The following is a 13,093-nucleotide window of genomic DNA, read 5'->3' as shown; positions in this document are numbered from 1 at the left end:
CCCATTCTTCGTCGGAGATATCGGTCGGATATGGCTTACGAGGCTTCATCCGCATACGTTAGCGTGACAAGAGCAAAGTTCATAACACGCTCTAGCCCTCGCTTGCAGCATCCGCGCAGCCAGCGGCCTTCTTCGCAGAAGGGCGTTGGCTGACGCGATACAATGACCCGTGGCACGAACCAAGCTCCCCATCGCTCCCGAAGCCGATCTGCTCAGCGTAGACGGCGAGCATCTGCGTCCGCTGGCCGAGCGCATGCGTCCGCGCACCCTCGACGAAATGGTCGGGCAGAAGCGACTGCTGGCGCCCGATAGCGCGTTGCGACGCGCTGTGGAATCCGGCCGCGTGCATTCGATGATCCTGTGGGGCCCGCCCGGCTGCGGCAAGACCACCCTGGCGCTGCTGCTGGCGCATTATGCCGATGCCGAGTTCAAGGCGATCTCGGCGGTGCTGTCGGGTTTGCCCGAGGTACGCCAGGTACTGGCCGAAGCTGCGCAGCGCTTCGCCAGCGGTCGCCGCACGGTGTTGTTCGTCGACGAGGTGCACCGCTTCAACAAGGCGCAGCAGGACGCGTTCCTGCCGCATATCGAGCGCGGCACGATCCTGTTCGTCGGCGCGACCACCGAAAATCCCTCGTTCGAATTGAACTCGGCATTGCTATCGCGTTGCCGCGTGCATGTGCTGGAAGGCGTTTCGCCGCAGGACATCGTCGAGGCCTTGCAGCGCGCGCTGCACGATCCGGAGCGTGGGCTAGGGCAGGAGACGATCCAGGTCAGCGATGCCTCGCTGCTGGAAATCGCCAGCGCGGCCGACGGCGATGTGCGGCGGGCGCTCACGCTGCTGGAGATCGCCGCAGAACTGGCGAGCGGCGAGGGCGGTGAGATCACCCCGCAGACGCTGCTGCAGGTGCTGGCCGACCGCACCCGCCGCTTCGACAAGAATGGCGAGCAGTTCTACGACCAGATCTCGGCGCTACACAAGTCGGTACGCAGCTCCAATCCCGATGCCGCGTTGTACTGGCTCACCCGCATGCTCGACGGCGGTTGCGATCCGGCCTATCTGGCGCGGCGGCTGACCCGCATGGCGATCGAGGACATCGGCCTGGCCGATCCGCGCGCGCAGAGCATGGCGCTGGAGGCCTGGGATATCTACGAGCGTCTCGGCAGCCCGGAAGGCGAACTGGCCTTCGCGCAACTGGTGCTGTATCTGGCCAGCACCGCCAAGTCCAACGCCGGCTACGCGGCCTTCAACCAGGCCAAGGCCGAGGTGCGCGCCACCGGCACGCAAGAAGTGCCGCTGCATCTGCGTAATGCGCCGACCAAGCTGATGAAGACGCTCGGCTACGGTCAGGACTATCAATACGACCACGATGCCGAAGGCGGGATCGCGCTGGACCAGACCGGCTTTCCGGATGCAATGGGCGAGCGGGTCTATTACACCCCGGTGCCGCGCGGGCTGGAGATCAAGCTCAAGGAAAAGCTCGATCGCCTGCGCGAGGCCAGGGCGCAGGCGCGCGCCGACAAGGGCAGGGCAGGCACTTAGCGCAGCGGCAGCTCGAGCGGCTGCCGCCACGACCGCAGCGACTCACTGCCTGTTGTCGTGGTCCGCGGCGGCGCTGCGCTGCGAGTCCGCCGCAGGCAGGTCGGCATGCCGTGCGGTGTCTTCCGGACCGATGCTACGCCGATGATGCTTGCCATCGCCGATGCGCTGCGCGTGATAGATGCCGCGATGGCCGGAGAACAGGTAGGCGGTGATACAGGCAACGGCGGCAAAGGGGGCGATGTCGGCGCCGAACAGTTCGACCGCCATCAGCGTCGAGGCGATCGGGGTGTTGGACGCGCCGGCGAACACCGCGACCAGGCCCAGCCCGGCCAGCATCGAGAACGGCAGTTGCAGCAGGGGCGCCAGTGCGTTGCCCAGGGTCGCGCCGATGTAGAACAAGGGAGTGACCTCGCCACCCTTGAAGCCGGTGGCCAACGACGCCACGGTGAAGCAGGCCTTGCCGAGAAAATCCCAGGGTGCCATGGGTTCGTGGAAGGCGCGCACGATCTCCGGGATGCCCAGCCCGATGTAACGCTGCGTGCCCAGCAGCCAGACCGCCAGGGCAATCACCACGCCACCCAGCAGGGGCCGCAGCGGCGCATAGGCGATCGCCTGCTTGACCGATTGACCCAGGCGATGCGTGGCCGTGGCGAACAGCCTGCCGACCAGGCCGAACACCACGCCGGCCGTCATCACCGCCAATACGCTGCCGACACCGACCGGCACGATGCGCTCGATCGCATAGTGCGTGTGGTGGATGCCCCAGGCCAGGCACACCTGATTGGCCACGATCGCGGCCACCGTGCAAGGCAACAGCGCGTCGTAACGCAAGCGGCCGATGACCAGGACTTCGAGCCCGAAGATCGCACCCGCCAGCGGCGTGCCGAACACCGAGGCGAAACCGGCGCTGATGCCGGCCATCAGCAGCAGGCGCCGGTCCTGGTGCAGGAGACGGAATACGCGCGTCAGTTGGTCGGCGAGCGCCGCGCCCATCTGCACCGCCGTGCCCTCGCGCCCGACCGAGGCGCCGAACAAGTGGGAGATCACCGTGCCCCCCAGCACCAGCGGCGCCATGCGCAGCGGCAACGTTTTCCGGGGATCGTGGATTTCGTCGATGATCAGGTTGTTGCCCGCGTCCACGTCCTTGCCCAGCAAGTGATAGACCAGGCCAACGCCGAATCCGGCCACAGGCAACAGCCAGAGTACCCATGCATGGCTTTCACGCCAGGCGGTCGCCGCCTCCAGCGCCAGCAGAAACAGCGCCGACGCCGTACCCGCCAGGACGCCCACCACGCTGGCGATCGCCAGCCACTTGGCAAGCTGTAGGAAAAGATCGAAATACTCGGGAAGGCGGAATCTGGACATGGCAGCCTGTCGCTCGGGACGTGAGGGCTGGCACGGCAGGGAGTTGTGAGCAGAGACGCGCCTACAATCCCTGGCCGGGCCAGAGTTCTTGTAGGCGTCATCAGTAGCGATCGCTACGGTTGATGGTACAGCGCGGAGGAACGCCATCTCCGAGAGGTCAGAATAATCCCGCACCGCTTGGGTGTCCAGCCGCTGCCTTGTGGCATAGCCCGACAAGCGGTCCGCTTGCCGACGGCAATGGATCGGTCGGAGACAGTGGATTGGAGCGCGCGCGCTCCAATCCATTCCGGGCCATCGCAGCGGCAGTCGCTGCCGGGCCGCTGGCTGCGCGGTTTACAGCGCCTCGATGATGCCCGCCGCGCCCATGCCGGTGCCGATGCACATGGTCACCATGCCGTACTTCTGTTGACGACGACGCAGGCCGTGCACCAGCGTGGCAGCACGGATCGCGCCGGTCGCGCCGAGCGGGTGGCCAAGCGCGATCGCGCCGCCCAACGGGTTGACCTTGGACGGATCCAGCTCGCTATCGCGGATCACCGCCAACGCCTGTGCAGCGAAGGCTTCGTTGAGCTCGATCCAGTCGATCTGGTCCTTGGTCAGGCCGGCCTGCTTGAGCGCCTTGGGAATCGCGGCGATCGGGCCGATGCCCATCACTTCCGGGCGCACGCCGGCCACCGAGAAGCTGACGAAGCGGGCCAGCGGGGTCAGACCGTAATCCTTGATCGCCTGCTCGGAGGCCAGTAGCACCGCACCAGCGCCATCGCTCATCTGCGACGAATTGCCGGCGGTGACGCTGCCGCCGAACTGGCCGTTACGGAACACCGGGCGCAGTTTGGCAAGGCCTTCGAGCGAGCTATCCGGGCGCGGGCCTTCATCGGTGTCGACCAGCCGCTTGCGCAGCGCGATGACGTTGCCTTGCAGGTCAGGTTGATGCGAGAGGATTTCGTACGGGGTGATCTCGTCGCGGAACTCGCCCGCCGCGATCGCTGCAATCGCCTTCTGATGCGAGGCCAGCGCGAATGCATCCTGATCTTCGCGCGAGACCTTCCATTCTTCGGCGACCTTTTCGGCGGTGATGCCCATGCCGTAGGCAATGGCCACATGGTCGTCGGCAAACACACTTGGCGACATCGCCACCTTGTTGCCCATCATCGGCACCATCGACATCGACTCGGTGCCGCCGGCCAGCATCAGGTCGGCGTTGCCCAGACGGATCTGGTCGGCCGCCATTGCGATGGCCTGGATGCCGGACGAACAGAAACGATTGATGGTCTGACCAGCCACGGTGTTGGGCAGGCCGGCCAGCAGCACGCCGATGCGCGCCACGTTCATGCCTTGCTCGCCCTCGGGCATCGCGCAGCCGATGATGGCATCGTCGATCCGCGACAGATCGATACCCGGCGCCTGCGCCACCACCGCGCGCAACACGTGCGCCAGCATGTCGTCGGGACGGGTATTGCGAAACACGCCCTTGGGCGCCTTGCCGACCGGCGTACGCGTGGCGGCAACGATGTAGGCTTCTTGAATCTGCTTGCTCATGGCTATCTCCGATAGCCGGGATTGGGGATTCGATATTGGGGATTCGTCAAAGCGAATCCCGATGCCCGAATGTGTCCTGCCCGGCGGATGAATTTGGTGGAGGCGAGAATGTTGGAGGGCAGGGGAGCCGCTGTTACGAATCCCCAATCCCGAATCCCGAATCTCAGTTCCTCAGCGGCTTACCCGTCTTGAGCATGTGCCCAATCCGCGCCTGGGTCTTTTCCTGCTGGGCCAGTTCGACGAAGTGCTTGCGCTCCAGCTTGAGCAGCCATTCCTCGTCGACCAGCGCGCCGCGATCGACTTCGCCGCCGCACATCACGGTGGCGATGCGGGTGGCGATTTCGTAGTCGTATTCGCTGATGAAGCGGCCTTCCAGCATGTTGACCAGCAGCATCTTGAAGGTGGCGATGCCGACGTCGCCGGCGACCTGGATGCGGCGTGCCGGCAGCGGGGCGCGGTAGCCGCCCTCGGCCAGCGCGCGCGCTTCGGCCTTGGCGATGTGCAGCGCCTCGAAGCTGTTGAACACCACCTTGTCGGTGCCGCGCAGCAGGCCCAGTTCCTGGGCGTTGACCGCCGAGTTGGAGACCTTGGCCATCGCGATGGTTTCGAAGGTCTTCTTCAGTTCGGCGAACACATCGCCGCCCGGACCCGCGGCTTGCGAGGCGCGCACGGCGATTTCCTTCAGTCCGCCGCCGGCCGGCAGCAGGCCGACGCCGGCCTCGACCAGACCGATGTAGCTTTCCAGCGAGGCCACGGTCTTGGCGCTGTGCATCTGGAACTCGCAACCGCCGCCCAGCGCCAGGCCGCGCACGGCCGAAATCACCGGGACCTGCGCGTACTTGATGCGCTGGCTGGTGGCCTGGAAGTTGGCGACCAAGGCTTCGAACGCATCCACCTTGCCGGCCTGCAGCAGGCCCAGCGCGCCAGCCAGATCGGCGCCGGCGGAGAAGGGTTCCTTCTGCTGCCAGATCACCAGCCCGGCGAAGTCCTTCTCGGCGCGGCCAACCACGTCCTGCAAGCCGTTGAGTACGTGATCGGACACGGTGTTCATCTTGGTCTTGAAGCTGACCACCGCGATGTCGTCGCCGTCGTGCCACATGCGCACGCCATCGTTTTCGAACACCGTCTCGCCCGGCGAGAACTGCTCGCCCAGGAGCGGATCGGGGAAGCGCTGGCGCTTGTAGACCGGCAGTGCCGAGCGCGGCAGCTTGGCGTCGCGCGCAGGGCTGTACGACCCTTCGGCCGCATGCACGCCATCGCGGCCATCGAACACCCAATTCGGCAGCGGTGCGCTGCTCATGCTCTTGCCGTTGGAGATATCTTCGGCAATCCACTGCGCCACCTGCTTCCAGCCGGCGGCCTGCCAGGTTTCGAACGGGCCAAGCGACCAGCCGTAGCCCCAGCGGATCGCCAGATCCACGTCGCGCGCAGTCTCGGCGATGTCGGCCAGATGGAAGGCGCTGTAGTGGAACAGGTCGCGGAAGCTGGCCCACAGGAACTGCGCCTGCGGATGCTGGCTTTCGCGCAGTTTGGCGAACTTTTCGGCCGGATTCTTGATCTTGAGGATCTCGATCACTTCCGGTGCAGCGCTGCGATCGGCGGTTCTGTAATCCTGTTTCTCCAGGTCCAGCACCACGATGTCCTTGCCGACCTTGCGGAAGATGCCGGCACCGACCTTCTGGCCGAGCGCGCCCTTGCCAATCAACGCCTCCAGCCACTTCGGCGACTTGAAATACTGATGCCACGGATCGTCCGGCAGGGTGTCGCCCATGGTCTTGATCACGTGCGCCATGGTGTCCAGGCCGACCACGTCCGAGGTGCGGTAGGTCGCCGACTTCGGGCGCCCGACCAGCGGACCGGTCAGCGCATCGACTTCATCGAAGCCCAGGCCGAACTCGGCGGTGTGGTGGATGGTGGACAGGATCGAGAACACGCCGATACGGTTGCCGATGAAGTTGGGGGTGTCCTTCGCATACACCACGCCCTTGCCGAGCGTGGTCACCAGGAAGCTTTCCAGCCCTTCCAGCACGGCCTTGTCGGTGCCCTTGGCCGGAATCAGCTCGGCCAGATGCATGTAACGCGGCGGGTTGAAGAAATGCACGCCGCAGAAGCGGTGGCGCAGTTGCTCGGGCAGCACGTCGGAGAGCTTGTTGATGCCCAGGCCCGAGGTGTTGGAGGCCAACACGGCGTGATCGGCCACGAACGGGGCGATCTTCTTGTACAGGTCCTGCTTCCAGTCCATGCGCTCGGCGATCGCTTCGATGATCAGGTCGCAATCGCGCAACTGCTCCAGGCCGCTTTCGTAGTTGGCCGGCGTGATCGCCTCGGCCAAGGCCTTGCTGGCGAGCGGGGCAGGGCTGAGCTTGCCGAGGTTGGCAATGGCCTTGAGCACGATGCCGTCGGCAGGACCTTCCTTGGCGGGCAGGTCGAACAGCACGGTGTCGACACCGGCGTTGGTGAGATGCGCGGCGATCTGCGCGCCCATGACGCCGGCACCGAGCACGGCGGCACGACGGACTAGCAACGGATTGGACATAGCAATTAGCCTCTTGGTCGAACGTTTACTGTGTGGAATGAGCGCGGAAACCGGGTTCCGCGAAACGAATGAGTTCGCGCGCGGCCCGCGCACGATGGTCGGCCTCGCTGACGCCGGCCGGGCGCTTGATCAGCCCGAAGTCGGCCATGGCGTAGGTGAGCGCACCGGCCAGAAAATCCAGCCGCCAGTACAGCTCTTCCTTGCTCAGGCCCGGCACGCATGCGGCAATGGCCTTGCCGAATTCACGCAGCACATGGCCGTAGTGGTCGGACAGGAACTTGCGCAGGTTGTCGTTCTTTTCGGCGTAGGCGCGTGCGATCACACGCACGAACGCACCACCGTTCTGGCGGTCCTGCGCCATCGCCAGGGCCGGCTCGACGAACGCGGCCAGCACCGGCGTCAGTTCGCCGGGGTGCAGGCGCTTGGCGGTCTCCAGCTGTTGCAAGCGGGCTGCGGTCATTTCGTCCATACGACGACGAAAGACCTCGTTGACCAGGTTTTCCTTGGAGCCGAAGTGGTAGTTGACCGCTGCGATATTGACGTCGGCCTGGGTGGTCAGCTGGCGCAGCGAGGTCCCGGCGAAGCCATGCTGGGCGAACAGCTCCTCGGCCGCGCCGAGGATGCGGTCCTTGGTGGAGAAGTGGGCGGGCTTGACCATGCGCTGGGTGGAACTCAATCAAACGATTGTTTGAGTCTACGGGCTGCCGGCAGGCGGGTCATGCGGCAACGCAGCACGATTCAGGGGGCGGTGTGCAAATCCAATGCCAAAGAGATAGAATTGACCATCGCAAAGAAGCCTAAGCCCGCGTTTTGACGCGGGTTTTTTTCATGTTAACCTCGGGTCTTCAGTGGCCCGCCCAACGGAGATCTTCCCATGGCGCTGGAGCGCACCCTGTCCATCATCAAGCCCGACGCCGTTGCCAAGAACGTCATCGGCGAAATCTACAGCCGCTTCGAGAAGGCTGGCCTGAAGGTCGTTGCCGCCAAGTACAAGCAGCTGTCGCGCCGCGAAGCCGAAGGCTTCTACGCGGTGCACCGCGAGCGTCCGTTCTTCAACGCGCTGGTCGAGTTCATGATCTCCGGCCCGGTGATGATCCAGGCGCTGGAAGGCGATAACGCCGTTGCCGCACACCGCGACCTGCTGGGCGCGACCAATCCCAAGGACGCTGCGCCGGGCACCATCCGCGCCGACTTCGCCGATTCGATCGATGCCAACGCCGCCCACGGCTCGGATTCGGTCGAGAACGCTGCCAACGAAGTCGCGTATTTCTTTGCCGCTACTGAAGTGGTCTCGCGCTGAGGCCGAGAGAGTCGAATCGTGAATGAGGTCGTGATCCCCTCCGTGCTGCAGGACGTTCCCGTCCGTGCCCCGGACCTGCGCAAGCAGAACCTGCTCGACCTCGATCGCGAGGGACTGGAGCGCTTCTTTGCCGACACGCTCGGCGAGGCGCGTTACCGTGCCCATCAGGTGATGAAGTGGATCCATCATCGCTACGTCACCGATTTCGACCAGATGACCGACCTCGGCAAGGCATTGCGTGCGAAGTTGCACCAGCATGCCGAGGTCCTCGTCCCGAATGTCGTGTTCGACAAGCCTTCTACCGACGGCACCCACAAATGGCTGCTGGCCATGGGCACCGACGGCAAGAATGCGATCGAAACCGTCTACATCCCCGACAAGGGTCGCGGCACGCTGTGCGTGTCCTCCCAGGTCGGTTGCGGCTTGAACTGCACCTTCTGTTCGACCGCCACCCAGGGCTTCAATCGCAACCTCACCACCGCCGAGATCGTCGGGCAGGTGTGGGTGGCCGCACGCCATCTGGGCAACGTGCCGCACCAGCAACGCCGTCTCACCAATGTGGTGATGATGGGCATGGGCGAGCCGCTGATGAATTTCGACAACGTCGTGCGCGCGATGAGCGTGATGCGCGACGATCTGGGCTATGGCCTGGCCAGCAAGCGGGTGACGCTGTCGACCTCTGGCCTGGTGCCGATGATCGACCGGCTCTCGACCGAGAGCGATGTGTCGCTGGCCGTTTCGCTGCATGCCGCCAACGACGCGCTGCGCGAGAGCCTGGTGCCGTTGAACAAGAAATACCCGATCGCCGAGTTGATGGAGTCGTGCGCGCGTTATCTGCGCGGCAACAAGAAGCGCGACTCGGTGACGTTCGAATACACCTTGATGAGGGGCATCAACGACCAGCCGGAGCATGCGCGCCAGTTGGCGCGGCTGATGCGCCAGTTCGACAATGCGGTGCAGTCCAAGGACGCCGGCAAGGTCAACCTGATTCCGTTCAACCCGTTCCCGGGCACGCGCTACGAGCGCTCGGGCGAAACGGAGATCCGCGCATTCCAGAAGATCCTGCTCGACGCGCAGGTGCTGACGATGGTCCGCCGCACGCGCGGCGACGACATCGACGCGGCATGCGGGCAGCTCAAGGGGCAGGTCATGGACCGTACCCGTCGCCAGGCGGAATTCCGCCGCACATTGGAAGGGCAGGCCGATCGAGATGCGGCAGCGTGATCTCGCGTTAATGGCGGCCGTGGCGATCGCGCTCAGTGCGGTCGGCTGCGGCGGTCGCAATGCCAAGGCCGGCTCGGTCAAGAGCGTGGAAGAAGTCGCGCCGATCTATTCGTTCCGCGACAGCAGCGCCACCAAAGACCGTCTGGCCGTGCAGGAAAAGCTCGGTCTGGCCGGCAACCGGCTGCAGACCGGCGATTACGTCGGCGCCGAACAGCAGGTACGCGCGGCCTTGAAGAAGGATCCGCAATCGGTAGATGCCATCGGCATGCTGGCCTTGATCCAGGGTGCCAGGGGCGATACGGCTGGCTCGGGCGCGTCGTATCGGCGGGCCGCAGAATTGGCCCCGCAACGTGGCGATGTGTTGAACAACTATGGTGCGTGGCTGTGCGCGAACGGTTCACCTGCCGAGGCGCTGACATGGTTCGATCGCGCCTTGGCCGACAGAAATTACGCATCTCCAGCCTCCGCGCTCGGCAACGCCGGTGGCTGCGCACTCAAGGCGGGCCAGCCCGAGCGCGCGGTCAGCGACCTGCGCAAAGCGCTCGAGCTGGATCCAACCAACGCGTATGCGCTCGAATCGATGGCGCGCTCCGAAGCGGGGCGTCGCAATTATTTTGAAGCGCGTGCATTTATCGAACGACGTCTGGCGGCTGCACCGGCAACTGCTTCCGTGTTACAACTCGCCATTCAGATTGAGCAAGGGCTCGGCGACAAGGTAGCTGCCGGCCGTTATCAACAGCGGTTGGTCAAGGAATTCCCTGACGCAGCGACCGCTAACTCCGGGGCCAATGCATTGTGACCAGTGATTCCAACCCGAACCTTTTCGAGCAGGAAAAGGGCTGTGGACAGCATTTGCGCGAAGCGCGCGAGGCAGCAGGCCTGAGTCTTGACGATGTCGCCGGCAAGCTGCACATGCCCACGCATGTGGTGCGTTCGCTGGAGCAGGAAGAATGGCAGCGCCTGGGCGCGCCGGTCTTCGTGCGCGGCCAGTTGCGCAGTTATGCCCGCTTGCTGCAGGTCGATCTGGCGCCATTGCTGCAACAGGCGACCATCGCGCCGATCGAGCCGGTCAAGCTGGTCAGCCACACCCATACCCCGCGTGCACGCCGCATTATTGAAAGCACCGCGCGCAAGGCGATGTATGTGGTCATCACCTGCGTGTTCGCGGTGCCGGTCTGGTATGCCACCCGTTCGCATCTGGACGGCGGCGCGCCCAGCACGGTCTCGCTGGACAGCATGCCGGAGACAACCAAGGCCGGAACGCCGGCGGATGCCGCAGCGCAACCGGCCGCCGTGCCGCGCGAACAGCCGGCGCCGTATATCGCGTCGATGACGCCGGTGCCGCGCGGCGACACCGCAACCGAAGTTCCTGCGGCCGATCCTGCCAAGCACGGCAGTCTCTCGCTGCGGTTCAGCGGCGACAGTTGGGTGCAGATCCTGGCACCGGATGGCACGGCGGTCGAAAAAGCCCTGATCCATGCCGGCGAGCAGCGTAGCTACACGCCCGGTCAGGTAGGGCGCATCGTGCTGGGCAATGCCTCGGCGGTAGAGGTTCAGCAAGGCGGCAGTATCGTCGATGTGAAACCTTTCCAGCGCGCTAATGTGGCGCGTTTTGCGGTATCCTCCGACGGCTCCGTGGTACCTGCTTCCGAGTGAAGCGGACTGCGGTTTTTCATTTTCCCCTTTTGATGTTCCGCGCCTCCGGGATGACGGAGCGAGAGTACGCATGGCGATCGACGATCTGCTGGACGAACACGAACAAGGCGAACGCGTTCGTTCCTGGTTGAGAAAGAATGGCGCAGGGCTGTTAGGCGGCGTCGTGGTGGGTCTGGCACTGATCCTGGGCTGGCAGTGGTGGCAGAAGCACACCAACACCGCACTGGTGGAAGCCAACACCCGTTACGAGTCAGTGGTGAAGTCGATCCAGGGCAAGGACCTGGACAAGGCGGCCAAGGACATCGTGGCACTCGACGACGGCAAGGGCGGCATCTACGCCGAGCTGGCGGCGCTGCGACTGGCCAAGGCGCAAGTGGACGCTGGCAAGCATTCCGAAGCGATCAAGACCCTGCGCGACGTACCGGCCGAAGGCGAGCTCAAGCAGATCGTGCAGCAGCGTCTGGCACGTGTGCTGACCGAAAGCGGCAAGCCCGACGAGGCGATCAAGCTGCTGGCCGATGCACAGGATCACAGCAGCCTGGAGATCCGCGCCGATGCGCTGGTCGTGCAGGGCAAGACCGATGAAGCGCGTGCGTTGTACGCCAAGGCATTGACCACGGTGGATGTGGCCTCGCCGCAGCGCCGGTTGCTGGAAACCAAGCTGATGGATGTGGGCGGCAAAGTGCCCGATCCGGCGGAGCAGATTTGATGAAGCAGGACACCATGTACAAGCGCATTGCGTTGATCGCCCTGATGGGCATGTCGTTAGCCGGTTGCAGCACGGTCAAGGGCTGGTTTGCCGGGAAGGACGCTGCAGCCAAGAAGGCGCAGGAACCTGCCGAGCTGGTCAAGTTCGAGCCGTCGGTCAAGGTCGACAAACTCTGGTCCACCGGCGTCGGCAAGGGCGAAGGTCATATCGGCGTGCGTCAGCGTCCGGCCGTGGCCGATGGCAAGGTGTATGCCTCGGCGATCACCGGCGGCGTGCAGGCATTGGACCTGCAGACCGGCAAGCGCGTGTGGGAATACAAGCCCAAGAAAGAAGAGCGTAACGATCGCAAGTTCAAGCAACGCCTGTCCGGTGGTCCCGGCGTAGGTGAAGGCCTGGTCGTGATCGGTACGCTGTCGGGCGACGTGATTGCGTTGAACCAGGCCGACGGCACTGAAAAATGGCGCGCCAAGGTGCCCAACGAAGTGATCGCCGCACCGGCCATTGCACAGAGCCTGGTGCTGGTGCGCAGCAACGATGGTCGCGTCAGTGCTTTCGACGCCGCAACCGGCGAGCGTCGCTGGTTCCATGCCGAAGAAGGCCCGACCCTGTCGGTGCGCGGCAATGCGCCGATCGTCACCGGCCCGGGCGTGGTGTTCGTCGGTAACGACAGCGGCACCTTGAGCGCCCTGGCGTTGCAGGACGGCCGCCCGTTGTGGGAACAGGCCATCGGCGTGCCGGAAGGTCGTACCGAGCTGGAGCGCATGTCCGATGTGGACGGCGCACCGGTGCTGGACGGCACCACGTTGTATGCGACCAGCTTCAAGAACGAGACCCTCGCACTGGAAGGCCCCAGCGGTCGTCCGCTGTGGACGCGCGACCACGGCGGCGCCGGCGGTGTCGGCGTGTCTTCCAGCATGGTGGTGGTTTCGGACAATGCCGGTTCGGTGTGGGGCCTGGACAAGAGCAGCGGTGCGGCGATGTGGTCGCAGGCTGCGCTGGCCCGCCGCTCGCTGACCGGAGTGGCCATCCAGGGCGATTACGCCGTGGTCGGCGATTACAAGGGTTATCTGCACTGGCTGAAACTCAGCGACGGTGCACTGGCCGCGCGCGCTCGCGCTGGACGCGACACGCTGCTGGCGCAGCCGGTGGTCGTCGATGGCATTCTGCTGGTACAAAACACCGACGGCGATCTCACCGCCTTCCGGTTGGCACAATAAGGACCTT

11 protein-coding genes and 1 riboswitch are annotated in these 13,093 nt (G+C 64.7%); of the genes, 7 read left to right on the top strand and 4 right to left on the bottom strand.

Translation table 11 applies throughout. The annotated features are described in order from the left end of the window. Window positions 1–253: 253 nt before the first annotated feature. Entirely contained in the window at window positions 254–1,540 is a 1,287-nt protein-coding gene (locus GGR61_RS19075) for a replication-associated recombination protein A (protein WP_221229217.1), read from the top strand. A 42-nt stretch (window positions 1,541–1,582) separates the two neighbouring features. On the opposite strand, the gene GGR61_RS19070 is transcribed toward GGR61_RS19075, so the two are convergent. The 4 genes from GGR61_RS19070 to GGR61_RS19055 all read right to left on the bottom strand — a co-directional run bounded on the left by GGR61_RS19070 (window position 1,583) and on the right by GGR61_RS19055 (window position 7,638). Next, on the bottom strand, window positions 1,583–2,905 hold the full coding sequence (locus GGR61_RS19070; protein ID WP_184623343.1) for a voltage-gated chloride channel family protein: 1,323 nt from the start codon (window positions 2,903–2,905) through the stop codon (window positions 1,583–1,585). Between the two features lie 84 nt (window positions 2,906–2,989). Continuing rightward, window positions 2,990–3,065, bottom strand: a riboswitch (Fluoride riboswitch). Between the two features lie 173 nt (window positions 3,066–3,238). Further along, window positions 3,239–4,444: an acetyl-CoA C-acyltransferase gene (locus GGR61_RS19065; protein ID WP_184408520.1), complete on the bottom strand. Its 1,206-nt coding sequence runs from the start codon at window positions 4,442–4,444 to the stop codon at window positions 3,239–3,241. Window positions 4,445–4,607: 163 nt separating this feature from the next. Further along, window positions 4,608–6,980 carry a 3-hydroxyacyl-CoA dehydrogenase/enoyl-CoA hydratase family protein gene (locus GGR61_RS19060; RefSeq protein ID WP_184623341.1) on the bottom strand — a complete coding sequence of 791 codons (2,373 nt, stop codon included), beginning with the start codon at window positions 6,978–6,980 and terminating at the stop codon, window positions 4,608–4,610. A 25-nt stretch (window positions 6,981–7,005) separates the two neighbouring features. Beyond that, the gene (locus tag GGR61_RS19055) at window positions 7,006–7,638 is read right to left on the bottom strand and encodes a TetR/AcrR family transcriptional regulator (RefSeq protein ID WP_184408578.1); all 633 of its coding nucleotides are present in this window, start codon (window positions 7,636–7,638) and stop codon (window positions 7,006–7,008) included. Window positions 7,639–7,854: 216 nt separating this feature from the next. Here GGR61_RS19055 and ndk point away from each other — a divergent pair, with 216 nt between their 5' ends. The 6 genes from ndk to bamB all read left to right on the top strand — a co-directional run bounded on the left by ndk (window position 7,855) and on the right by bamB (window position 13,086). Further along, entirely contained in the window at window positions 7,855–8,280 is a 426-nt protein-coding gene (gene ndk, locus GGR61_RS19050) for a nucleoside-diphosphate kinase (RefSeq protein ID WP_184408518.1), read from the top strand. 18 nt (window positions 8,281–8,298) lie between these two features. Continuing rightward, window positions 8,299–9,504 carry a 23S rRNA (adenine(2503)-C(2))-methyltransferase RlmN gene (rlmN, locus tag GGR61_RS19045; protein WP_184623339.1) on the top strand — a complete coding sequence of 402 codons (1,206 nt, stop codon included), beginning with the start codon at window positions 8,299–8,301 and terminating at the stop codon, window positions 9,502–9,504. Between the two features lie 10 nt (window positions 9,505–9,514). Continuing rightward, window positions 9,515–10,303: a type IV pilus biogenesis/stability protein PilW gene (gene pilW, locus GGR61_RS19040; RefSeq protein ID WP_184408577.1), complete on the top strand. Its 789-nt coding sequence runs from the start codon at window positions 9,515–9,517 to the stop codon at window positions 10,301–10,303. After that, window positions 10,300–11,160: a RodZ domain-containing protein gene (locus GGR61_RS19035; protein ID WP_184408516.1), complete on the top strand. Its 861-nt coding sequence runs from the start codon at window positions 10,300–10,302 to the stop codon at window positions 11,158–11,160. The genes pilW and GGR61_RS19035 overlap by 4 nt, the downstream gene beginning before the upstream one ends. A 70-nt stretch (window positions 11,161–11,230) precedes the next feature. Further along, the gene (locus tag GGR61_RS19030) at window positions 11,231–11,869 is read left to right on the top strand and encodes a tetratricopeptide repeat protein (RefSeq protein WP_184623337.1); all 639 of its coding nucleotides are present in this window, start codon (window positions 11,231–11,233) and stop codon (window positions 11,867–11,869) included. Next, the gene (gene bamB / locus GGR61_RS19025) at window positions 11,869–13,086 is read left to right on the top strand and encodes an outer membrane protein assembly factor BamB (RefSeq protein ID WP_184408514.1); all 1,218 of its coding nucleotides are present in this window, start codon (window positions 11,869–11,871) and stop codon (window positions 13,084–13,086) included. Before GGR61_RS19030 ends, bamB begins: the two co-directional genes overlap by 1 nt. The last annotated feature ends 7 nt before the right edge of the window (window positions 13,087–13,093 follow it).

It is taken from the genome of Xanthomonas sp. 3058 (genome assembly GCF_014199765.1).
Taxonomy (GTDB): Bacteria; Pseudomonadota; Gammaproteobacteria; order Xanthomonadales; family Xanthomonadaceae; genus Xanthomonas; species Xanthomonas campestris_B.
Note: the sequence above shows the minus strand (reverse complement) of the source record. Positions and strands in the feature narration are given on the sequence as shown.

Coding starts and splice junctions, on each gene's coding strand:
- GGR61_RS19075 (WP_221229217.1), top strand. CDS start 254: ATGCGTCCGCGCACCCTCGACGAAATGGTCGGGCAGAAGCGACTGCTG.
- GGR61_RS19070 (WP_184623343.1), bottom strand. CDS start 2,905: ATGTCCAGATTCCGCCTTCCCGAGTATTTCGATCTTTTCCTACAGCTT.
- GGR61_RS19065 (WP_184408520.1), bottom strand. CDS start 4,444: ATGAGCAAGCAGATTCAAGAAGCCTACATCGTTGCCGCCACGCGTACG.
- GGR61_RS19060 (WP_184623341.1), bottom strand. CDS start 6,980: ATGTCCAATCCGTTGCTAGTCCGTCGTGCCGCCGTGCTCGGTGCCGGC.
- GGR61_RS19055 (WP_184408578.1), bottom strand. CDS start 7,638: ATGGTCAAGCCCGCCCACTTCTCCACCAAGGACCGCATCCTCGGCGCG.
- ndk (WP_184408518.1), top strand. CDS start 7,855: ATGGCGCTGGAGCGCACCCTGTCCATCATCAAGCCCGACGCCGTTGCC.
- pilW (WP_184408577.1), top strand. CDS start 9,515: ATGGCGGCCGTGGCGATCGCGCTCAGTGCGGTCGGCTGCGGCGGTCGC.
- GGR61_RS19030 (WP_184623337.1), top strand. CDS start 11,231: ATGGCGATCGACGATCTGCTGGACGAACACGAACAAGGCGAACGCGTT.
- bamB (WP_184408514.1), top strand. CDS start 11,869: ATGAAGCAGGACACCATGTACAAGCGCATTGCGTTGATCGCCCTGATG.